A 23,181-nucleotide genomic window follows, 5' to 3' on the forward strand; every position below is an offset into this window, starting at 1 on the left:
GCCAGCGCTCCTCGCTGCTGGCCACATGATTAAAACGTGGCGTTTACGCCGACATTCCACGTCACCTGATGGTAGTCACTGTTACCGCCCACCGTAGAAACCCCCGCAAACGCATTGACAGTTTGCCCAAGCGGCACGTTGGCACCAACGGACATATCCAGCCAATTTTTATCGCCCGCCTCAATGCTGCGCGCGAAGGATGTGCTGGTTGACTTCAATCCGGCCCGTACCGTGGAATCAGTATCGCCAAATTGGTGGTTATAACTGACCTGCGCCCAGGGATTAATCAGCCACTGTTTGCTATCAATTCGCCATCCCACTGCGCCAATCTGAGAATGAGTGGTTTGATCGGAGTAACGCATTGAGATACTGCTGTCACCGTTTTCGCTGTAGCCGCCAACCCGACCATAATCCAGCGCGTAACTCGCTACGGGCCCGGTATTTAGGTGTTCGCCCAAAGGTAACGACCAGCCGGTTTGTACTCGCATACCCAGTAATTTACCGCTGCTGTTGCCCTGTTCGGTGCGCGTAGCCGGGCCGATATGAATGTCACGCTCTATGCTGTCGAAATCGAGATCGGCATAGTGCAAATCAGCGTTGATCCAGCCCTGATCGAACAGCGTAAGCTGACTGTAAATGGCCACTAGATTACCGCGCAGCTTGTAATCAAAGTTTGATGAGGGTTCCTGACGCTGGTTTGCGTTGGAGAACAGCACGCCGGTTTGCCAGTTATCGGTAAGCTGATAGCCGATACCCAGCGTCAGATTGGTGGTGTTAGCATCGCCGTTGTTCCAGCTGTCACCCTGATAATCTCTGTGCTGCCCGGCATAACCGCCGAATACCGTGAATTGCCCGGCGCTGGCCGGTTGCTGGCGCTGCTGCTGCAAATGCCCATCCAGCGTATTGTGCATGTCACGCGCCATCATCAGCGGGGACTGCGACAGCGCTGCCACTTGCGCGGGTGCATCAAGAACTGATTGGATGTAATCCGCGATCATCGCATGCACGGCCGGGCTGGGATGCAGATGATCGGCAAATAGATACGCCTGTGCGCTGGAGAATCCTGGTGCGGCCGAGGAACATTCTGCCGCCGATGTGCCTAACGGGCACGCCATGCCGATGGTATTGGATAAGCCATATTGCGTGGGATTAGCAATCACTTCATTGAACAAACTGGCGATATCAACACGCACAATGTTGCCATTCAGCTGCGCTAACCCCGCTTCTTCTTGCTGATTGTAGCCATCTGACAGTGCGGTAACCTGCTCACTCAGCGCCTGCCAGGCCGCATAAAGCTGTTTAGCCAGCGCATCACGCACCACCGGGATGGTTGAAATCTGCCCTGCCGCCTGGGTAAAAGCATCCTGCACCGCCTGCTGACGCGCCGCCGTATTGGGTGTTGCCACGTCATCCAGCGACTGAAATGCCGCCGCCAGTGCGGGCGTCGCGGCTGACCCCAGGACACTCAGCACAGCTTCCACCATATAGGGCGTCGATCCCAGCTGCGGCACGTTGGGGACAATCACCGCGCCCGCACCGGCATCAAGCAGCGTTTTTACCTGTGCCACCGCCGCCGTGGCGCTGGTGCTGATGGTTTCACGCGCGGTCAGCGGATTAGTGACGGCCGCAGCAATATCATTAGCGCCAACCCAATGAATATAGAGGCCGTTACCGTCAGCGTGCCCGCCGGTGGATTGCAGATAGCTCGCCAGCTGATCTTGCGTGTTCAAATCAGGGTTGATGGCGGGAATCGTTACGCCATTACCCTGGGCATAATTGCTGCCACCGCGTGAAGAAGCCTGCAGATTTTGCCCGAGATGGGCCGCGAGAATCTCATCGTACAGCGGATGTTGCGCGCCATCATAGGTGAAGCGGCCCACGTTGCCGCCATCGCTTAAGCTATCGCCAAATACCGTCAAACTATCCCACGCCAATGCGGAAGCAGGCATCAGCAAGCTGCTGAGCGTCGCGATGGCGACGGCGGAAAGTGCCCATTTGTGGTTTTTCATCATCAACTCCAAAAAGGTAACGCCCACGCGTCATGCCGCAGCATCGTGGGCTAGCAAAGTCGCATCCAGGATAAGCAAAGTGATAACAAGGACGTTAAACATCTAGTCAGGAAGCGGATTTATTACCAGTTCGATACCGCAAAAATGCGGGCGGCATTTCTGGCGCTGTTATGACATGCATTCAAATTAAACCTTTAGTTCTTCGCGCCGATAACCAAAGGTGAACCGCCAATCGGTTCGTTTAAAACATCAGGTAGGTTACTTAATGACCCCATGCGGCGCTGATGCGCAGAGAGACACCTTTTGAAGTGTCCGGCGAAGGGGAATCTTGCGGAGCAGTCGAGGTTACGCATCGTAGTCGTGACCCAACTGAAGCTGCACGCATTTCGTTCAACAGCAATCGCCTGAGGCTTCCCATGTTTGGTGTGAAAAAGTCGAGTCTTACATTGCCGTTTTCAAAGAGCGGCGATGTGCTTAAAGATATCAATGCGATCAAACAGCATGTTGCATGGATTGAGTTTTCGCCCAATGGCGAAATCCTTACCGCCAACCCACTCTTCCTTGAAACCACCGGCTACCAGCTGGATGAAATTCAGGGTAAGCATCACCGCATCTTCTGTAGCGCACATTACAGCCAATCATCCCGCTATCTCTCGTTCTGGCAAACGCTGGCGGCCGGAGAATCGGTAACGGGAATTTTCGAGCGTTTTAACAAGCAGCGTCAGCGTTTCTATCTCAGCGCCACCTATTTTCCGGTTAGCGATGAGAAGGGCCATGTGTACAAAGTCATCAAGGTGGCGTCTGATATTACCGAACGTCACCAGGAGCTGGAGCATAAAGAAGCCGTGATCACGGCGCTCGACCTCTCCATGGCGGTGATTGAATTCTCTCCGGAAGGTCAGATACTGGGTGCCAATAGCAACTTCCTGACGCATATGGGCTATGAGCTGGCGGCAATTGTAGGCCAACATCATCGCCTGTTCTGTTTCGATGATTTCTATCGCGAAAACCCCGACTTCTGGCGCAAAATCGCTAAAGGCCAACACTTTGTCGGCCGCTTCGAGCGCAAAACCGCCAGCGGCGATCGCATCTGGCTCGAAGCCAGCTACAACCCGGTCTATGACGCCGATGGCAAGGTGTACAAGGTGATTAAAATCGCTTCTGACATCACCGCGCGCGTTGAGGCCGCCAAGCGTGTGGCGGACATTGCGCTCACCACCTCTGAAGAGACCTCGCAAATTACCGACAATGCCAATGAGGTGCTGGATGAAACTATCCGCAACTCCGGCCTGGTGGCGGTTCAGGTCAACGCGGCCACCGCGATTGGTGCTGAGCTTAACGCGTCGGCTAAAAGCATCAGCGAAGTGGTTGAGACCATCAACCTGATCGCCTCACAAACCAATATTCTGGCCTTGAATGCGGCGATTGAATCCGCGCGAGCCGGTGAAGCGGGACGAGGATTCAGCGTGGTGGCGGGCGAAGTGCGTCGCCTGGCAGCATCGACCTCCAGCGCCACCAAACAGATCACCCAAGTGGTGGAACACAACGCCAGTCTGATTGCGCAAATGCAACAGCAGTTGCATGAAGTGAAGCAGTTTGTGGTTACAGAGCAGGATAAAATCAGCGTCCTGTCACGCAGCCTGAGAGAAATAAACAGCGGCGTACATGAGTTTGTGAATGTGATTCATCGGTTGGATGTGTGATGCTGCGCCAGGTACGCAGCTTTGCGTCTTGGTCGCCATGAATGGCGACCCTGCGTGGATATAGCCGGGTTTTTGTAAGGTGCGCATTCATGCGCACTCGCATATAACCGCAATATAGTCGGCATTAACGCATCAATGCGTACCAATTTCACTCGATATTCAGCATTCATCCCCGCAACCTCCCACTTCACCTTTCGGTAAATTTTTGTCTTTGTACTGGCATTGTGAACAAAATTGCTTCATATAAATAGCACCTGCTATATTTTATAGCATTGGCTATATTACTCTGGAGACGACGATGTTCACCCAACGCTTTTTGCCCCTTGTTATCACGCTGCTCACGCTTAGTGCGCTGTTGCCTTGTCGCGCCGCGGCAGCAGAGAAACTGAAAGTTGTCACCACGTTTACGGTGATTGCAGATATGGCGAAGAATGTAGCGGGCGATGCGGCGGAGGTGACCTCAATTACCAAAACCGGTGCCGAAATTCATGAATATCAGCCCACGCCCGGTGACATTCGTCGCGCGCAGGGGGCGAATCTGATTCTGGTGAACGGCTTTAATCTTGAAATGTGGTTTAGCCGCTTTTATCAACGCTTAAACGATGTGCCGCAAGTCACCGTAACGGCGGGTATCGAACCCATGGGCATCACCGAAGGTCCCTATAACGGCAAACCCAATCCGCATGCCTGGATGTCGCCGGATAACGCGCTGATTTACGTCGATAACATTCGTAATGCTTTGCAAAAATACGATCCGCACAATGCTGCGATTTATCAGGCCAATGCCGAGCGTTACAAAGCACAGATCCAGCAAACCATCGCACCTATGCGCGCTGCTATCGAAAAGCTGCCGGTGGATAAACGTTGGCTGGTCACCAGCGAAGGCGCGTTCTCCTATCTTGCGCGAGACTTCGGCCTGAAAGAACGCTATTTATGGCCAATCAACGCCGATCAGCAAGGTACGCCGCAGCAGGTGCGCAAAGTGATCGATACGGTACGCACCCATAACATTCCGGTGATTTTCAGTGAAAGCACCATTTCGGCTAAACCGGCGCAGCAGGTGGCGCGTGAAGCCAAAATCCATTATGGCGGCGTGTTGTATGTGGATTCGCTGAGCAACAGCGCGGGCCCGGTTCCAACGTATCTTGATCTCCTGCGCGTCACCACCGAAACCGTGGTGAAAGGCATCACAGAAGGAAGCCAGAAATGAGCAAGGTCGAGATGAATGCCGCGGCGGGCTTAAGCGTGGAAAATGTCGGTGTTACCTATCGCAATGGCCACACCGCGCTGCGCAAGGCAAGCTTTAGCGTGCCGGCAAGCAGCATCACCGCACTGATTGGTGTGAATGGTTCCGGTAAATCCACATTGTTTAAAGCCATCATGGGGTTTGTGCCGCTCTCTTCCGGCGCGGTTACGCTGGCAGGTTTACCGGCTAACAAGGCGTTGAAACACAATATCGTCTCTTATGTACCGCAATCGGAGGACGTTGACTGGAGCTTTCCGGTGCTGGTGGAAGATGTGGTGATGATGGGTCGCTACGGCTACATGGGCATGCTGCGGATTCCGCGCCCGGCCGATAAACAGAGCGTAGAGCAGGCGCTGGAGCGCGTGGGGATGAGCGCCTATCGCCACCGTCAGATTGGCGAACTCTCGGGCGGGCAGAAAAAACGCGTATTTCTGGCACGCGCGCTGGCGCAAAGTGGTCAACTCATCCTGCTAGATGAACCCTTCACCGGCGTAGATGTAAAAACGGAAGCGGCCATCATCGCCCTGCTCAGGGAGCTGCGCAATGAAGGGCGCACCATGCTGGTTTCCACCCACGATCTCAATGCCATTCCTGAGTTCTGCGACCGCTGCGTATTCGTCAAAAATACGGTTATCGCCAGCGGCTTACTGGAGGAGACCTTCACCGCCGAAAACCTGGCAAAGGCGTTCGATGGCGTACTGCATCAGCGTAATACGGTATTGCTACAGCGAGTTTTGACCAGGGATCACGACCGGGGAGCAAGCCATGTCGTGGATTATTGAGCCGTTTGGTTATCAATACATGCTGAATGCAATGTGGATTGCGGCGCTGGTCGGCGCGATTTGCGCCTTTCTGTCCTGCTTCCTGATGCTGAAAGGCTGGTCATTGATTGGTGATGCGCTGTCGCACTCAATTGTGCCCGGCGTGGCCGGTGCCTATATGCTGGGATTGCCCTTTGCGTTAGGCGCCTTTCTCTCCGGGGGATTGGCGGCAGGCAGCATGCTGTTTCTCAATCAGCGCACGCGGCTGAAAGAAGATGCCATCATTGGCCTGATTTTTTCTTCGTTTTTCGGTATCGGTCTGTTTCTGGTGTCCCTCAATCCCACGGCAGTCAATATTCAGACCATCGTGCTGGGAAATATTCTTGCCGTTGCGCCCGCCGATATCTGGCAGCTCGGTGCGATTGGCGTTATTACGCTCACCATTTTGCTGTTGAAGTGGAAAGATTTGATGGTCACCTTCTTTGATGAAAGCCATGCCCGCTCGCTGGGTCTGAATACGCTGCGGCTGAAAATCTTATTCTTCACCCTCCTCTCCGCCTCGACGGTTGCCGCGCTGCAAACGGTTGGCGCATTCATGGTGATTTGCCTGGTGGTTACGCCGGGCGCAACCGCCTACCTGTTGACGGATCGCTTTCCGCGTCTGTTGCTGATCGCCGTAACCATTGGCAGCGTCACCAGCTTTCTCGGCGCGTGGAGCAGTTATTTTCTCGACGGTGCCACGGGCGGCGTCATTGTGGTGGCCCAGACGCTGGTGTTTTTGGTGGCTTTCGTGTTTGCGCCTAAACATGGGGTGCTCGCCGCGCGCCGTCGTGCCCGTTTGACGAGGGAGAATGGCTTTGATGAGTGAACTTTTGCTGAGCCCCTTCCAGTTTGCATTCATGAATATGGCGCTGATCACCACGCTGCTGCTGTCATTGCCGTGCGCGATGCTGTCTGCTTTTTTGGTGCTAAAAGGTTGGTCGCTGTTGGGCGATGCCATGAGTCACGCGGTATTCCCCGGCGTAGTGATCGCCTGGCTGATTGGCCTGCCTTACGCCATCGGTGCGTTCATCGCCGGCATGCTGTGTGCCGTCGCTACCGGCTATATCACCGAAAATAGCCGCATAAAACCTGATACGGTAATGGGCATTGTTTTCTCCGGTATGTTTGGCGCAGGTTTGGTGCTGTACCTGAAACTACAGCCTGAAGTCCATCTCGACCATATTTTGTTCGGGGATATGTTAGGCATCAGTCTCGCTGATATCATCCAGACCGCCGTTATCGCTATCATTGTCAGCGTGTTGATTGGCATTAAGTGGCGTGATTTGCTGCTGCATGCTTTCGATGCCAATCAGGCGCGCGCCTGCGGTATCAATGGCAAAGTGCTGCATTATGGCCTGCTGTGTTTGATCTCGTTAACCATCGTCGCCGCGCTGAAATCCGTGGGCGTGATTTTATCGATTTCCATGTTAATTGCGCCCGGCGCCATTGCTTTGCTGCTGGCGCGTCGTTTCGTGCAGGTGATGCTGCTGGCAGTAGGCATTGCGATGGTGACCGGTTTCAGCGGCGTTTATGCCTCATTCTTCCTCGATAGCGCACCGGGTCCAACCATTGTGGTGATTTACGCGCTGCTGTTCGTACTGGCATTTCTTTTTGCCACGCTAAGAGACCACCGCACCCAGCAGCGACACGTTTAACCGCCGTCCGGGAAATAAACCCGGACGGCCCGTTGGAGCCATCCGTTTACCTTACAATCCGGCTTAAAACGACCATCTGACGCCGGCATTATAACGCCAACCTTTCGCGCCGTTGCCGTCGATCTCTTTGCGATAATCCGCTTCGGCATACAGCGCTACGTCTTTTTTCAGCGTTGCGCTGCCGCCCAGGCCAACATCCCACATCTGGCCAAACTTCCCGCTTTCAAACGTTTGGCTGCCATCCGCATCGGCAGATCCAATGTTCGTTTTTGCAGTGCCGCCCCAGCCTTTGTAGTAATTGGCGCGGATATAGGGCGTATAGGCGTTCTGACTAGCATCTTGCCAGGTGCGATCAAGCCGCGCGCCGAGCCGACCGATAGTTTGATCATAATCGTCATAGGACACACGCGTGCGGTCGCGGTCGGTGAAACTATCCATCTTCATCTGCAGCCAGGTAATTTGCGCCTGCGGTTCTAGCCGGATGCCGTTGGCGAAAGCAAACGGATAACCCGATTCCACCGAGGCCGTCCAGCCATTGCCTTTCGGTGATGACACCTCTTTTTGCCGTGCGATGTCAGTTTCGCCGCGATACCAGCCCCAGCTCAGCGAGCCATCAAGATAGAACCCGCTATCACGCAGCCAGGTTCCATAGAGCGAAATGCTGTCGCTATCGAAGCTGGTGGAACTGTAACCGTCTGCCGCGTGTGGCCGAATGCGCGTGTTACCGCGCGTGTAGGCCACGCCGCCGCGCAGACTGTCTTCAGCACCTTCCGCGCGCAGCAGATTACCGCCCAACTGTACCGCGCTGTAATCGAGATCAAAGTCATAGCCGTAATCGGCCAAGCCGCGATTGCTTTGGTATTTCAGATTGGAGCCGAGATAGCGGATAAACATCTCGCCGCCCAGCGCGTCGGCATCGCCTTGCTGCTGACGTAATTCACCCAAACGTTTATGCAGATCGTCGGTGACCGCCAGCGAGTAATAAGCCAGACCAACGGGTGCCGAGATATAGGATGGCACCTGTGGCGTTACGGCCAAACGCACGGCGCGCTGATTACTGCCGGTGCGCGGCTGACACAATGCGCCATCTTCGCAAACAAAGTTGTTGGCGAGACGATAATCCCACAAACCGCTTGCTGAGCTATCCGGCGTAAAGCTGGCTAAACCATATTGCCACGGCCCGGATGCGACATAACCGTCCTTTAGCACAAAGCTTTCGGCATTGGCATTGCCAGAAACCTGCGCCAGCGAGACGCCTTCACTGGCGGCAATTGCGCCATCGCGATCGCGATCCATTAGGGGGCCGCCCACCAGCGTATCGTCGATCAGGGTAGTGCCGGTTGCGTTGCCGTTAACCCGCAACACATCGCTTTGCGTCGCCGTAGAATTGAGTTTCAGGCTGCCGCCCGCAGAGGCCAACTCGCCGTCGATGGTTAAGATGTTCGCCGCCGTGTTGCCGCCGTTGGTGAGATCCAGCGTACCGGCGTTATTCACCACCAGCGAATCGTTGCTCGCACCTTGTAGCCGTGGGTTGACGTTATCCCCGGCGAACAGCGTACTGCCGGCATCGATATTGATGGTGCTGTGCGCCAACTTAATGCTGTCTGTTAACGTCCACTGGCTGCCGAAGAAGTTAAGCGTGCTCCAGCCTGCACCGAGGTTAGTCCCTTTGCTCAGGTCATCGCTGGCAAAGGAACCACCGCGCGCCGTCAGTTCGCTGAGAGTGAGCGTGCTGCCCGCGCCATGATCGGTGGTGATGTGGCGAGTATCCGCCAAACTCACGTTTTGTACCGTCGCCTGATTCGCCGCGCCGCTGCCCATTGTCAGGCTACCGTTGAGCGTGCCGCCGCTGACGATCAGTTCATCGCTGCCGCTACCGCTGTTCACATCCCCCACCACACCGCCTTTAAGTAAGGCGATAACATCATTACCCGCACCGCCGGCGACAACCACCTGGTCCGGGAACGGTGCGTTGATAATGCCTTCGTTAATAAACACCGTTTGGCCGCCGCGCAGATCGATCAGCGGAGACACGCGGCTCAGAGAAGTAATGGAACCCTGGTTAATGACCTGACTTGCGGTACTGGTGACAATCGCCGAGCCGCCGTTGAAATCACGGATACCGATTGAACCCTGCGAGATGACTTTGCCGCTGGTATTGGCGCGAATGCCGGTGCCTGCGCCGGAAACGAGAATGGCATAATCCTTCCCGATCACCAGATCGTTGCGCGTGGTTGAACCATCGGCATTTTCAAAGCGATAACCGGTACCGCCGCCGCTGACGTTGATTAAGGCCCGGCCGTTCGGATCGAACGAGGTGGCTGAACGCACGCCGTTGCCGCCGCTCACATCCAGCATCACGTTATCCAGCGAGATGTTGGCAGTTTCAGCGCGGTTATTGATCACGCTGCCGCTGCCGTAAGATCCCAGGATGATGTCGTTGGCTTCAAAGCCTTGGGCGCCGGTGTCGAGTAATAAGCCATCCGCTTTACCCATCGCCTGCAGGGCGCTCGCTCCCTGGCCATCGCCATAGACTTTCAGCCAGCCGCCGTCGCCAACGCGCAGCGCCGCAATACCGTCATCGACGCGCAATGCGCTATCAACCGGCACGTATTGGCCGTAGCCGCTGCTGACATCCACACCCGTACCCGAAGCAATGTGGATGCTGCCCCGGTTGATAAAGTTACCACCGTCATGCACGCGTGCGCCGGTACTGTTGGGCCCCTTAAGATCGACCACACCTTGATACTGATTGAATATGCGCGCCCCGTCGCTGACATCAAATGCGGTGGCATTACGACCATTGCCGGTGATGTAACCCGCTGCGTAAATTTCCGTATTGTTGGTGCTCGCTTGTCCGGCGATATTGTTGCGGCCATTCAACGTAATGGTGTTGCTCAGCACGCCGGAAGCGCTGCTGCTGGCGCGCATTACCGTCGCGCCTTTACCCGTGACCAGGTAATTATCGGTACCGGAGACATAAGATCCCGGCTGGGACACATCGATCCCGGTGCTATTTTTGCCGCTCAGCGTTACCGTACCCGCAACCAGGGAATAGAGCGCACCCTCAAAGGTCACCTCATACAGGGTGGAACCCTCAGTACTGACATTGATGTTGCTGCCATTCGCGATCAGCCCTGATCCATAATCCTGAACCTGATAGCCCACCTGATTCGGTGCGTGGAACACCACGCGGCTCTGTGGGCCAAGATTTGCCTGTCCCCCGGCGGTGACAATCCCACCGACGGTATAATCGCCAAACAGATTCATGGTGCTGTTTTGATTGATGCGTGACAGTCGGTCATAGGCAATAAAACCGTAGGCACCTGAGTAAATATTCAGCGTACCGGTGTTGTTGATGTCAGACGTCGTCACCTTATCGCCAACAAACTCATAACCATCGGCATAAAGCGCCACACCGTTGTTGGCGACGCTAATCTCGCCACTATTGGTCACCTTTCCGCCGTTGGTCGCATAGATTGCCTGCGGCGCCAAACCACTCAAGTTAATGTTGCCGGTATTGATCACCTGGGCATGATTACGCGCAATCAACCCGCGCTGGAAGTTGTCGCTACCGCTAACCGCTGCGTGGTTAATCAACAAGGTATTGTTATTAAATTGCGTATCTGGATTGACCAATGAGCCTTGCAGCAAATAGCGATAACCATCCGCTGCAGCCCAACCAGCATCCTCGCCGCTGAGGTGGACTTGGGTTGCCGCATCAACGGTAGCGTGTGCTCCGTCGGTAATCCACAGCCCGGATGCGTAGCGACTGTTCAGATTGAAGGTGGCACCGAGAGTAGCGATCTCGCTGCCGTCGCCAGCCGCATAGACCCCAAGCGCAAAGGGAGCATTCATTGCAAGCGTCATGCCTCGACCATCAAAATCCGCGCCCTGCTCAACGCGGAAAAGCGTGCCGCCGTTGCTTGATGTGGCGTAATGCCCATTTGCAGGCAAATTTATTTTGGCGTTCGGCCCGATGGTATAAAAACTGATTTGCCGTTGACCGAGAAAGTCTCCATTTCCCACCGATGATGGCACGGCGTTGGCGCTGACGTTTACCGTCGCATTACCTTCGGCGCGGATGCCAATGCCTGCGGTACCGCGCAAATTGATTTTCCCGGTGAGATTCGCCGTTGCGCTGCTGCCCGGCTCGCCAATCACCCAAACAGCGGTATTGTTGGTACCGCTGAAACGATCGGCATCACCGCGGACGTTAATGGTGCCGCTGGAGTACGCGCTGGCGCTGTTACCATCACGCGCAATAACTTTGAGGGCGGTGCTGTTATCACCATTAAGATTGATGCTTCCCGCATTTCCCACCTTGCCGCCGCTGCCGGAATCCAATACCAACATGCCGATATTCTCTGCCGGCTGATACTGCGCCTTACCGTTTACCTCAATGATGCCGTTGTTGCGCGCCAGGGCATTGGGCCCATATTCAACTTTCATGCCCACCGCATTCTGCACTTTCGAGCCAATGACGATGCGGCCATTGTTGATGGTGGTGGAATCCAGAAAACCTTCAACCGCAGTGACGCCGCCGCTGAGATTGACGGCAACGTCTTGGGTTTTATCGTTTTTACTGTTTTGCGGGGTGCGCCCAATGTAGATTGTGCCGTCTTTAGCGTTAGTAAAACCACCGGTACCGCTGGCAATCACACCAATGGCCGAACCGCTGCCTACGGTATCGGTTACCCCAATATTGATATTGCCATGGTTGATAGCGCTGGCATCACCGAGCCATATTCCCTGCGTGTTACCGCCGCCGGGTTGAAAATTGATGACGCCATAATTGCTAAATCGGCTGCCATTGGTGGCAAAAATCGCCATCCCGCCGCCGCCGAGGGTTGACCTATCAACGCCTTTACCGTTGGCGTTATTAAGAAAGCCGCTATTAATTACCCCGTTATTGAAGCCACGACTGTTATTAAGTAACTCCAAACCGGAGCCGGTGCTGGCAAGCTTGCCATTGATAATGGCTTTCGCACCATTGCTGGCGCGCATCACTGCGCTATTACTGTTCACCACTTCAAGGGTTTTACCGCGATTGATTTTAACAGACGCTTTCGGTCCGTCAGCGCTGAGTACCACTTGATCAAATATCGGTAGTGCCACTTCATCATCAAAATTGTTAGTACTCATGCGGTACACCACGCGGCCATCGCGCAGCGTATAGGCTTTATTAAATTCGCTGTTATAACTGTCGGTGCTGAGATTGGCGTTAGAGAGTTGATCGATCAACCAGTCATTATAATTGCGTAATTCACTGAGGTTGGTGACGTTGAAAGTGCTGGTGCCGCCATCCAGGGTATTGACGGTAAACACACCGGCATATTCCACCACGTTACCCACATCATAAGCCAGCCGATCGCCGCCGTAAGGCGTGGTGCCCGCGGTGAAGGTAATGCGGTTATTGCCATTCCAGTTCAAATGCCCTTTATTACTGGCGGTAAATAACTGGCTTTGTTTAGCGGCCATCGACCAGCGATTGGTTGTGGAATTGGCCGCTGCGTTATGCTGGCCAATATCAATATTTAACGTGCCATTGCTAACAGAAGCGACGCGCGCATTGATATATTGTTTGTCGTTTACATCAAAATAATCTGGCACTACGGTATCCAGGCCTACTGACGGCAAATCCACAATGTCAGCAGTATTAAAGACCTGATAGGTTTTATAGGTATTTTCCTCATAGTTAGGGATGCCGATGGCATAATTCTGCGGCCCGATTTGCAATCGCGCTTCGCCAATCACATTGTCATTAATAATTCGGCCGATGGTGCGCAATTCACCTATCGTTACGCTTCCCGTTCCGTTTTCTCCCGGCGTGAACTGCGGCAATCCGCTTAGCGTTTGCGTGCTGCCATTACATAAGCAGTACGCGCCTACCTTATTGTCATTAATTTCGGGCGTATAAGGCTTTAATACCGCCGCCATGGTGGGCAAAGCAGGAAATATCATGCCTTGTGCTGCCACAAGGCTGAGTAACACCGGATTTAATTTAAACACATTGTTTTCCTCAATTGAGAAAAGACAAAACGCGCATAACCTTACGCCGTTACGCTTGAGGTTTATTTAAGTGATTGAATTATTTTGTTTCAGCTTTTTAACGTTTGAAATCGGGTGAAATGAGTATCTACGCTATGTATGGGAATCGTCTAGTTTGAGTTAAGTATTTGTGAGGTGGGAGAGAAGATTTAGGAAATTAGCTAAAAATAGAATAATTATCATCGGACCTAAAAGTTAATAAAAAGATTAAAAAAGGATGGCAATAATAGGTGGCGATGGGTTTAATTAGGCCGAAGAAAAAAATTACCCGTTTAAGCGGCAATTTGCAGCTTCGTCGCTAAACATCCTCTTCAGCTGCCGCAAACCACGCGGGTGGCTGGCCAACGTAACGATTGAATGCCACGCTGAAAGCGCTTGCGGAACGATAACCGACGCGCTCCGCCACTTCGGCCACCGCCATGCTTTTGCCGCGCAGCAGGTTTTTCGCCAGCGCCATGCGCCACGTGAGTAAATAAACCATCGGCGCTACGCCAACTGCCTCCCGGAAACGCACAAAGAAAGCTGAACGCGATAGCGCAGCAGCTTTCGCCAGTTCGGCCACCGTCCAGCTGTGTGCCGGATTAGCGTGGATAGCCCGTATCGCCGCCGCCAGTCTTTCGTCGGCTAAACCGCTCATCACGCCCGGACAAGCGTTGCATAGTGGCATCGATCGCAGCGCTTCAATGAGCAGCAACTCCAGCAATCGCTCCAGCACCACATGGCGCGCCGGACGCTGCGCACGACATTCATCCATCACCAGTTGTACCAGCGTGGTCAAGCGCGATTCGCCGCGCACATGAATAAATTGCGGCAGCAGTGAGACGATCAAACCGGCATCCGGTGCGTCGAACTGACAATAGCCAATTAACGTCTTTACCTCGACCGGTTGATGCGGATCGCCAATAAAGTATTCGCCCGGTGCAAGCATTTGCGGCAGCGTTGCCGGCACATCGTCTGCGGGTGGTTCGGCGCTGGTCATGCAGAATTCCCATGCGGCAGGGATTAACACAAAGTCGCCCTGCTCAAGGGTAATCGCTGGAAAGCCTTTCATCTTCAACTGGGAGCGGCCTTCCAGCACCACACAATAAAATGGCTGGCCGGTTTCGCTGCGATGTACGCGCCAGTGGCCATTGGCACATGCACGTTTAGAAAACGCGGCTTGGGGTTGCAACAGCGAAACCATCTCTGCCAGCGGATCGATCATTTGGACTCCTGCGAATGAAAACCGGACGTTGTGTTGTAGTGAGTCCAGAGCGTTAACTCTATAGTGGTTGCCTACCCCAATGCAATGCAGGAGTAAAAGATGAAAACGATTCTAATCACCGGTTGTTCTTCTGGCTTTGGTCATGCCACCGCACTCTATTTCCTTGAGCGCGGCTGGAAAGTAATTGCCACTATGCGCAATCCGCGCGCCGATCTGTTTCCCGCCTCAGAAAATCTGCGCCTGCTGCCATTGGATGTCAGCGACGCTGCCAGTATCAAACAAGCCATCGCCGACGCTGGCGAAATTGATGTGCTGGTCAATAACGCCGGGATCGGGGTATTGACCTCATTGGAGGGCACGCCGATGTCGACGGTGCGCGACGTGTTTGAGACTAACACGCTCGGCACCATCGCACTGACGCAGGCTGTGCTGCCACAGTTTCGTGCGAAGAAGAGCGGTACGGTAATCAATGTGACATCGACTGTTACGCTGAAATCCCTGCCGCTGCTGGCGGTTTACACCGGCAGTAAAGCTGCGGTGAATGCCTTTACAGAATCACTGGCACACGAGCTTGAGCCGTTCAATATCAAGGTGCGGTTGGTGCTGCCCGGTCTGGCGCCAACCACCGACTTTGGCAAGAATGCGAGGCCGCGCATGGAAAACACTCAGCTCGAGGCCTATCAGCCGCTGCTTGATGGCGTATTTAACGCAATGCAACAACCGCAGCCAACCACGAAAGCCGACGATGTTGCTGAAGCGGTATGGCGTGCGGCAACCGATCCTAATGCGCCGATGCGCATTCCAGCGGGTGAAGATGCGGTAGCCTTAGCTAATCAAGTCGGTTAACTGTGAATCTCGGCGACGGCCATGGTGAAAACCAGCGGCTGCGCGCCGAGGTTAGCGTAGCTGTGTGGCGCAGCGGTTTTTGCTACCGCAGAACTGCCACACGGCACTGCCAATACCTGCTCATCAACCTTCAGTGTCAATTCCCCTTGTTCGACATGCAGTAATTCGTAGGTTCGCGATGGATGGCCCGGCGACTCAAACGCTTCGCCGGGAAACATCTGCCAATGCCACAGCTCAATCATGTCCGGCCCCTGCGTGCCCGCTAGCAAACGTGCCGTGCCGCCTTTCTCGCCCTGCCATAACACTGGAATGTCCGCTTCTGCAACCAGATGCGCCAATGGATCGGCGCTGACGTTGACAATATCCGCCACTGATAAACCCAGCGCCGCGGCTATTTTGCACAGAATAGCAATGCTAGGATTAGCACTACCTTTCTCAATTTCCACGAGCATCCCTTTACTCACTCCTGCGCGGCGCGACAGCTCATCGAGGGATAATTTTTGCTGTTGGCGGTAAGTTTTAACGCTAGTGGACACTGCAGCACTGACAAAGTCGATATCAGCACCCACTTCGGTCATTTTATTGACTTTATTCTTCATCGGTCACTATTATGGGATAAATTAGTCATTACAGGATTATGTTATGTTCGCCTTTAACCCGTCAATCGATCCTTCCGTCTCTGCACTGGCTCCCGAGTTCACCGCGCTCAGCATTCTGGTACAGGCGGCGCCGGTATTGCATCCGCAGGTGGGAGAAGAAACGCTGACGCGCGCCTGTCGCGATATGCTGAAGCAGGATTTCCCCTGGACCGAGCAACATCTGGCACAGTGGGCGGAAATGTTTAAACGCTTTGGTACCAAACCCAAGCGTACGCCCTGTTCGGCGGATGCACTACGTAAACGCGTACAGCGTGACGGTACTATGGCCGCCATCGATCCCATTGTTGATCTTTATAATGCGGTGAGCCTTCGTTTTGCCATTCCGGTTGGTGGTGAGAACGTGGCGGCTTACGCGGGTAATCCACTTTTAACGCGCGCTACTGGCAACGAACTCTTCGATGTCTATAAAGAAGGCGTGTTAAGTCATGAATCGCCAGAGCCAGGCGAAGTGATATGGCGCGATGATACTGGCGTGACTTGCCGACGTTGGAACTGGCGACAAGGTGTCCGCACGCGTCTGAGCATTGAACAAAAGCAGATGTGGTTTGTGCTAGAGCGCTTGCCGGCCATGCCTCTGGACGCCTTGCAGCAAGCGGGCGATATGCTGGAGCACGGTATTCAACAAATGATGCCGGGTGCCAGCGTGGTGCGCAATGTGCTTAGCGCAAGCCAAAGCTAAAAGATATGTTTGTCAAAGTAATGGTTTTAAAAATCGTTTAAGGAGAAACAGATGATAACGCGTAAAAACTACCCGCAGTTAGGTGAAGTCAAAGCGCCGTATGTACACGCGGTAAAGCATGCCGATACTTTGTATGTATCTGGCTTGACGGCCTTTGGCACGCCAGCGCAGCAGGCTGATATCGCCGCGCAAGCAGAAGCCATTTTCCAGCAGCTGCATTGCATTGCAGCAGAAGAACAGAGTTCGCTAGAGAACCTCATCAAAGTGACCATTTTTATCACTTCATTTGATGAGATCAACGCATTACGCAGCGTGCTGTTTAGGTATTATGGCGACCATCTGCCTGCCAGTTCGCTGGTGCAAATTAGCCAACTGTTTTCGCCCGAGTTGAAGATTGAAATTGAGGCGATTATCGCGCTGTAACCTGCGCCAATCTCTGCAACGCAAGCAATCCATCACGTTCAAGCCAGCTGCGCAGCGGTGCAAATAGCGGTTCAGGTAATTCCTCGGGGGCAAACCACTGCCAGCCGCGGCACTTTTCAGGCTCCATCAACTGCGGTTCACCGCTAGCATCCTGCGCCACCATCAACAGCGTGATGTAGTGCTTGTTGACCTCGGGAAAGACATCGCTAACGAAAGCCCCGTTTTGCAACATCCGCAGTTGCAAGCCGGTTTCCTCCAGTACCTCACGACGTGCACAGTCTTCGGGTGATTCTCCAAACTCCAGATGCCCGCCCGGCGCAGACCAGTCTCCGGCGCCGTGGCTGCCTTTACGCTGGCCCAACAACAATTTGCCATCGCGGAAAATTAAAACGCCAATACCTACCTGTGGCGACATATATGCTCCTTGTTTTCAGGTCGTCATATATGACGAACCTATGATTACACTACACCAATCGGCTGATAACCCTGCCATTCTGGGCGGAAAGGTTCACCGTTAGCCTCCGGCGTGAGGTGGATATAGAGATCGCCCACTTTTTCCAGCAGCAGGCAATCATCAACGTCTTTCAGATTGTCTTTGTGCTGATGATCTGCCCCGGGCAATAGATTAGCCAAACCCTTCGCCTTAGCCTCTTTCACATTCTCCGCCACAAATAGATCGAACGCGTGCAGTTCCGCCAGCGTCGAAGGATGATAGGCTCCGGCATTAACAAAGAAAAGTTTTTGACGGCTGCTAGCCGGTTCTGACGACAGCGACACCCGATAACCGTCAGCCCATGTTATGCGCGCATAACCGTCGACGTGGATTTTATCGGCATCACCAAACCAGGCTTCACGCAGCGCTGGCCAGGCATCTTCGGGTTTATCTGCAGCCACGAATTGGATATCGTGCACTTCAATGTTGGATTTTCCGGCATTACCGCCAACGTAAAAGATAAATAGGTTCACGTGGTCATTTCCTTTGCAATCTCAAAGCGTTGCAGGCGTTATAAAACATAATACATAGCGAAACAACGCATTCATGCTGCAACCATACTGCCTAATGCTGCGGTTTAAAACGCAGTGCCATCACCATTAGCAGCACAATGCCGGCGCTCATTATCACCCACGCACTGTCAAGTGAGGCTGCACGATCGCGTACCATTCCGGCAATCAACGGCATTAATGCCGCCAGCAGATAGCCACCACCCTGCACAAACGATAACAAGGCACCCGCTTCTTCAGGCGTGCGCGCATAATCCAGCGTGACGATTAATGAAAGCGGGAACAGTGCGCCGATGCCCAATCCCAGCAGCAAGGTCGGCAGCCACGCCTGCTCACCACCCAGCATCAGCAAACTGAGCAAGCCTGGCAAAATCATCCCCAATACCACCAGCAATGGTCGGCGACGATCGCGAAAGCGATGAATCACAGCCGCCAGGACAAACCCTGCGACAACTTCCGTCAACGTCAATGCGCCCAGCACGTAACCGCTCTGCTCTGGCTGCCAGCCGTGCTGAATATAGAAAGGCGGCAGCCACGCGAGCACTAACGTGTAGGCGCCGGTGCCAATACCGAAGAAAATCATCAACAGCCAGGGGCGTTGCTGACCTAACGCGCCTGAACGAGGGGTGTCTGTGTCTGGCACGGGCGTCGTGTGGTGTGACATCACCCGCCACAGTAAAAGGGCAATCACAGCCGGCAGTGCAGGGATTGCCAACGTTAAGCCTAAACCTTGTGCAGTCGCCAGCGGTGCTGCACTGGCAGCAGCGATTGCCGCACCCGCCATAATGCCAGTGGTGAACAGCGCCATTAAGGTTCCCGCTTTCGCACCAAAACGACGCTTAATCTGCGCGGGCATGAGTGCCTGAATCAAACCAATACCGCAGCCCGCCACCAATGCACTGGTTATTAACATTATGGCTGAATGATTCACGCCGCGCGCGAGGCTGGCCAGTGCTATTAGCACTAATCCACAGGCGATACCACGCACTTCGCCCAGCGTACGCAGGAGCAGCGGCCCCGTCAGCGCCGCCAACCCCATCATGATCACCGGCAACGTGGTTAACAAACTGAGTTGCGTAGCGCTTAACTGGGCGTCATGCTGCAGCAGCGGGAAAAGCGGCCCCATCGCCGCCATCACTGGCCGCAAATTCAGCGCGATAATAAAAACCAGTACGGCAAACAGCCCAACCGCAGGTAAAGTACGATTCACTTTGCATCTCCTTGCACGTTAAAAGTATCTTAACGTTAAGATACTTTACTCAGGAGAAACAGCCCCTGCGCACAAAGCAACAAATTGCACGTTGGCAGGGCAACGGTGAAAAACACCTACCACGCGTAGCGGCGCGATTTATTGCGCAGTGCCTGGATGGGCATTCGGCCGTCATTGAGATGCGCGATAAATCGCGCCGCTAAGGATGATGCCAAAACGTATGAAAAGTAATGAATGGAGAAGCAGATTGGCGGATCACGTTGATTTTGTAATGGAACAGTGGGCCAGCGCTATGCCGGAGCTGGATGCGTCATCGATGGCGGTGTTTGGTCGCATGCTACGTATCATGAAACATCTGGCGAAAACGCGGGCCGACGCGCTGGCACCGTTTGGCTTTCGCGAGGGTGAGTTTGATGTGCTGGCCACGCTGCGCCGTGCGGGCGCGCCCTATCGCTTGTCACCGACGCAGCTCTATACATCATTGCTGGTGACGTCGGGTGCTATGACCAATCGGCTTAATCGACTTGAGGAAGTGGGCTCGATCATCCGCATCGCCGATCCGGAGGATAAGCGCAGCATGCTGGTTGCGCTAACTCCCGCCGGGCAGGAGAAGATTGAGCAGGCGCTGAAAGTGCATACGCAGACGCAAAATAGCCTGCTGGCCGCATTGGATGCTTCACAGCAGCAGCAACTTGAAGGGCTATTGAGCCAATTATTGGTGGCAAGCGAAAGGTAAAATTGAGGTTGCAGATGTGTCAAATTACGAATTAATTCAGCACGTTTTCCGTTAAAGTAAGCGTCTTGCCTGGCATTCTTACGGATCAAACATGAGCAACAAATACGCCCCGTCGCAGATATTTCTGCATTGGTTGACCTTCCTGTTAGTGGCCACCGCCTATTGCACCATGGAATTTCGTGGGTTAGCGACGCGCGGTTCGTGGCAAGGTTTTGCGATGATCATTGGTCATTTCAGCGCCGGAAGCTGTGTGCTGGTGCTAATGCTGTCGCGCATTATGCTGCGTTTTCGTCATCGCAGCCCAGCGATTGTGCCTAAGCCACCGCACTGGCAAACCGGCTTAGCACATTTGATGCATCTGGCGATTTATCTGTTTTTCATCGTGCTGCCCACGCTGGGCATTCTGTCGCGCTTCTATATGGGCCGCACCTGGTGGATTTTTGGCATCCCAATGCCGGTAAGTGGCGATCCGGACCCGGATTTTGCCGATACGCTGGCGGGCTGGCATGAAACCCTCGCGCCCTATGGTTACTGGCTGATTGGTATACACGCCCTGGCCGCGCTGGCGCACCATTATCTGTTTAAAGATAATACGCTGGTGCGCATGATGCCGTCCCGACGCTCGCGCTGATTTAAGTGACAGCGTCACGCAGGCTAAAACGTCAAGCTAAAGCTGTCATCAAGCAGAGCAAGGATCTCACTGTCCGGCAGACCATTTTCCAGCGTGATGCTGATCCAATGCTCTTTATTCATGTGGTAAGCCGGATAGACGCCGTGCTGCTGGCGCAGCGATCCATTGAGTTCGGGGCGGGTTTTGATGTTCATCACGTCAATCATCGGTCCATCCGGTAGCCCAAGTTTGTGGCTCTCCAGCGGGAATACCAGCGCAAACCATTTGCGATGACGCGGGTGACGCAGCACTGCGTATTCGCTGTGCTTTTTCCAGGGATAATCAGGTTCCACCTGATAATGCTGGCTGATGTAGTCGAACAGCTGTTGACGTTGCATGCATGCTCCCTGATGAATGACGTGCAAAAAAAAGCACGCGCGAAGCCATAATATTAATCAGTAAAGACTACACTGCGAATTGATTTTTTTGCGCGTCCGCTGCGCCTTAAACCAGGGAAGTGAATGATGTTTCATCTGATTTTCAGCATACCGAGCTGGTATGTCATCGCGCGGTTTTTATTCCCGCTAGCGATGCCACTGCTATTAAAAATTGTTCTCTCTCTGCTGGTGTTACTGGCTTCACAGTATCTGCTGGTCAGCCGATTTACCTCCGGCAGCATGTTCTCGCCGGAAATGCCCCGCGCGATCGTCATCCTGTTCAACTGGAGCTTTAGCGCCGTTTTGTTTCTCGCTATCACCCAGTTTGTGATTGATGTGGTGGCCTTGATCTCGCTGCTGTTCCCTCATCCGCTGGAGATAGTTCCCGCCATTCGCTATGTGGCGGCGGCGTTTGCGCTGATTCTTGCCACGGTGGGCGTCTATCAGGCCATTCGCGTTCCCCCGCTTAAAGATGTGACCATCGAGATTGATAACCTGCCCCAGGAGTTTGAGGGCTATCAACTGCTGCAGCTGACCGATATGCACATCACCAAACTGTTCAATGAGAAATGGACCCGTGCGCTGGTGATAAAAGCCATGTCGTTGAAAGTGGATATTATTCTGGTCACCGGCGATGTCATTGATGGCACACTGAATAATCGCCGCGCGGACGTGGAGCCGCTGCGCGATTTACACGCACCCGATGGGGTTTTCGCCATCACCGGCAACCACGAATATTTCTTTGAACAGGAGCGCTGGACGGCCCATCTGGCCTCACTCGGATTGGAACCCTTGCTTAACCGCCACACCGTGATTAACCGCAATGGTGCAGAGCTGGTGATTGCCGGTATGCCCGATACTTCCGCCTCACGCCGAGGCGCCGTTGGCCCGGATTTGGATGTGGCGCTGGCAGGTGCGCCGGAAAATGCGCCCGTGATTCTGCTCGATCACCAACCGCGCAATGCGCGACAAAACGCGGTGAAAAAAATTGATCTGCAGCTTTCCGGCCATACGCACGGCGGTCTGATTCTGGGCTTTGATCGGTTGTTTGCTAAACCTAATGCGGGCTTTGTATCCGGCTTATATCAGGTAGAAGGCATGCAGCTTTATGTGAATAACGGCACCGCGCTTTGGCCGGGCATGGCAGTGAGATTAGGGCGTCCATCGGAGTTAACCCGCATTACGCTGCAGCGGCGACGTTAACCCGATAAGACAGGTCCGTGGTTCACGGACCTTTTTTATGCCCTGGCAGCATCCCACAATCGCATCATCTGTGCGATGCCCCGCTCAACCTCGACGAGGGGAACATTATCCCGCGCCAACGTTGAGATCCCCAGCATGAAACTGCTAAAGCTGACCGCCAGTGATAGCGTTTCCTCATTATCTTTCAGTTCTCCGCTGTGGATGCCTCTCTCAATGCAGTGTCTAATCCCTGCGCGGGTGCGCTTGCGCGACGCTTCAAGGGGTTTCAGCACGTGGCGATTTTCTTCGCTGCAGGATGACATCACGCTGAGCGCAACCATGCATCCACGCGGATGCGAAGGATCGTACTGCATTCTGGCGGAGTTCCGCAGCGCCGTCTCCAATGCCTGACGGGCGGGTAAGTCGGGATCCCACAACGCTTCCGTTACCTGAGCATGCGTTTGCAAATAACAGCTCACGGCTTCAGCGAAAAGTGCTTCTTTCGATCCAAACGCAGCATAGAAGCTTGGCGCGGTGATCCCCTTGCCTATCGACGCTTTCAGCTGCGCGAGCGAGGTGGAATCGTAGCCATGCTCCCAAAAAAGGTGCATGGCTTTCACTACCGCGTCATCCCGGTCAAATTGTCTTGGTCTGCCTGTTCTCATCATCAACACCTCCGCCATATATACTAATCGATACAGAATTCATTGACAACGTACAACGCCT

At 54.0% G+C, this 23,181-nt stretch carries 20 protein-coding genes; 11 read left to right on the forward strand and 9 right to left on the reverse strand.

All coding sequences use genetic code 11. The features are described 5' to 3' along the window. Positions 1-29: 29 nt before the first annotated feature. Positions 30-2,009, reverse strand: a complete 1,980-nt coding sequence (locus tag AAGR08_RS21395) for an autotransporter domain-containing protein (RefSeq protein ID WP_345830012.1) — start codon at positions 2,007-2,009, stop codon at positions 30-32. Between the two features lie 416 nt (positions 2,010-2,425). On the opposite strand from AAGR08_RS21395, the gene AAGR08_RS21400 reads away from it, so the two are divergent. From AAGR08_RS21400 to AAGR08_RS21420, 5 genes are all read left to right on the forward strand, one after another. Continuing rightward, the gene (locus AAGR08_RS21400; protein ID WP_345830013.1) at positions 2,426-3,712 is read left to right on the forward strand and encodes a PAS domain-containing methyl-accepting chemotaxis protein; all 1,287 of its coding nucleotides are present in this window, start codon (positions 2,426-2,428) and stop codon (positions 3,710-3,712) included. Positions 3,713-4,010: 298 nt separating this feature from the next. Further along, the gene (locus AAGR08_RS21405; protein ID WP_345830014.1) at positions 4,011-4,922 is read left to right on the forward strand and encodes a metal ABC transporter substrate-binding protein; all 912 of its coding nucleotides are present in this window, start codon (positions 4,011-4,013) and stop codon (positions 4,920-4,922) included. After that, positions 4,919-5,740: a manganese/iron ABC transporter ATP-binding protein gene (locus AAGR08_RS21410; protein WP_345830015.1), complete on the forward strand. Its 822-nt coding sequence runs from the start codon at positions 4,919-4,921 to the stop codon at positions 5,738-5,740. The genes AAGR08_RS21405 and AAGR08_RS21410 overlap by 4 nt, the downstream gene beginning before the upstream one ends. Next, positions 5,724-6,587 (forward strand): iron/manganese ABC transporter permease subunit SitC, encoded by an 864-nt coding sequence (gene sitC / locus AAGR08_RS21415; RefSeq protein ID WP_345830016.1) that lies wholly within the window; start codon positions 5,724-5,726, stop codon positions 6,585-6,587. Before AAGR08_RS21410 ends, sitC begins: the two co-directional genes overlap by 17 nt. Then, positions 6,580-7,416, forward strand: a complete 837-nt coding sequence (locus AAGR08_RS21420; protein ID WP_097098328.1) for a metal ABC transporter permease — start codon at positions 6,580-6,582, stop codon at positions 7,414-7,416. Before sitC ends, AAGR08_RS21420 begins: the two co-directional genes overlap by 8 nt. A 63-nt stretch (positions 7,417-7,479) precedes the next feature. On the opposite strand, the gene AAGR08_RS21425 is transcribed toward AAGR08_RS21420, so the two are convergent. Continuing rightward, positions 7,480-13,428, reverse strand: coding sequence for an autotransporter outer membrane beta-barrel domain-containing protein (locus AAGR08_RS21425; protein WP_345830020.1), 5,949 nt, complete (start codon positions 13,426-13,428; stop codon positions 7,480-7,482). Positions 13,429-13,765: 337 nt separating this feature from the next. Further along, complete coding sequence (locus AAGR08_RS21430; RefSeq protein ID WP_345830022.1) at positions 13,766-14,671, reverse strand: AraC family transcriptional regulator; 906 nt, start codon at positions 14,669-14,671, stop codon at positions 13,766-13,768. A 99-nt stretch (positions 14,672-14,770) separates the two neighbouring features. Between AAGR08_RS21430 and AAGR08_RS21435 the strand changes: the two genes are divergently transcribed. Continuing rightward, entirely contained in the window at positions 14,771-15,517 is a 747-nt protein-coding gene (locus AAGR08_RS21435) for an SDR family oxidoreductase (RefSeq protein WP_345830023.1), read from the forward strand. Here AAGR08_RS21435 and AAGR08_RS21440 read toward each other — a convergent pair. Beyond that, the gene (locus tag AAGR08_RS21440) at positions 15,514-16,116 is read right to left on the reverse strand and encodes an XRE family transcriptional regulator (protein WP_345830024.1); all 603 of its coding nucleotides are present in this window, start codon (positions 16,114-16,116) and stop codon (positions 15,514-15,516) included. The genes AAGR08_RS21435 and AAGR08_RS21440 overlap by 4 nt on opposite strands. A 43-nt stretch (positions 16,117-16,159) precedes the next feature. Between AAGR08_RS21440 and AAGR08_RS21445 the strand changes: the two genes are divergently transcribed. Beyond that, positions 16,160-16,855, forward strand: coding sequence for a B3/4 domain-containing protein (locus AAGR08_RS21445; RefSeq protein ID WP_345830025.1), 696 nt, complete (start codon positions 16,160-16,162; stop codon positions 16,853-16,855). 51 nt (positions 16,856-16,906) lie between these two features. Next, a complete protein-coding gene (locus tag AAGR08_RS21450) occupies positions 16,907-17,278 on the forward strand; it encodes a RidA family protein (RefSeq protein WP_345830026.1) in 372 nt (123 codons plus the stop codon). Here the strand turns inward: AAGR08_RS21450 and AAGR08_RS21455 are convergent. The 3 genes from AAGR08_RS21455 to AAGR08_RS21465 form a co-directional block, all read right to left on the reverse strand. Further along, a complete protein-coding gene (locus AAGR08_RS21455) occupies positions 17,265-17,693 on the reverse strand; it encodes an NUDIX hydrolase (RefSeq protein WP_345830027.1) in 429 nt (142 codons plus the stop codon). The genes AAGR08_RS21450 and AAGR08_RS21455 overlap by 14 nt on opposite strands. Before the next feature lie 44 nt (positions 17,694-17,737). After that, the gene (locus tag AAGR08_RS21460; RefSeq protein WP_345830028.1) at positions 17,738-18,244 is read right to left on the reverse strand and encodes a DUF1543 domain-containing protein; all 507 of its coding nucleotides are present in this window, start codon (positions 18,242-18,244) and stop codon (positions 17,738-17,740) included. Between the two features lie 91 nt (positions 18,245-18,335). Beyond that, positions 18,336-19,490, reverse strand: coding sequence for an MFS transporter (locus tag AAGR08_RS21465; protein WP_345830029.1), 1,155 nt, complete (start codon positions 19,488-19,490; stop codon positions 18,336-18,338). 247 nt (positions 19,491-19,737) lie between these two features. Here AAGR08_RS21465 and AAGR08_RS21470 point away from each other — a divergent pair, with 247 nt between their 5' ends. Then, positions 19,738-20,226: a MarR family transcriptional regulator gene (locus tag AAGR08_RS21470; protein WP_345830030.1), complete on the forward strand. Its 489-nt coding sequence runs from the start codon at positions 19,738-19,740 to the stop codon at positions 20,224-20,226. Positions 20,227-20,317: 91 nt separating this feature from the next. After that, the gene (cybB, locus tag AAGR08_RS21475) at positions 20,318-20,857 is read left to right on the forward strand and encodes a cytochrome b561 (protein WP_345830031.1); all 540 of its coding nucleotides are present in this window, start codon (positions 20,318-20,320) and stop codon (positions 20,855-20,857) included. Positions 20,858-20,880: 23 nt separating this feature from the next. Here cybB and AAGR08_RS21480 read toward each other — a convergent pair whose 3' ends face one another. Further along, entirely contained in the window at positions 20,881-21,234 is a 354-nt protein-coding gene (locus AAGR08_RS21480; RefSeq protein ID WP_345830033.1) for an MmcQ/YjbR family DNA-binding protein, read from the reverse strand. Between the two features lie 126 nt (positions 21,235-21,360). On the opposite strand from AAGR08_RS21480, the gene AAGR08_RS21485 reads away from it, so the two are divergent. Beyond that, positions 21,361-22,476: a metallophosphoesterase gene (locus AAGR08_RS21485; protein WP_345830816.1), complete on the forward strand. Its 1,116-nt coding sequence runs from the start codon at positions 21,361-21,363 to the stop codon at positions 22,474-22,476. A 35-nt stretch (positions 22,477-22,511) separates the two neighbouring features. Here AAGR08_RS21485 and AAGR08_RS21490 read toward each other — a convergent pair whose 3' ends face one another. Next, entirely contained in the window at positions 22,512-23,123 is a 612-nt protein-coding gene (locus tag AAGR08_RS21490) for a TetR/AcrR family transcriptional regulator (RefSeq protein WP_345830035.1), read from the reverse strand. Between the last annotated feature and the right edge of the window lie 58 nt (positions 23,124-23,181).

This window comes from Pantoea sp. BRR-3P, from assembly GCF_039621635.1.
Classification (GTDB): Bacteria; Pseudomonadota; Gammaproteobacteria; order Enterobacterales; family Enterobacteriaceae; genus Pantoea; species Pantoea floridensis.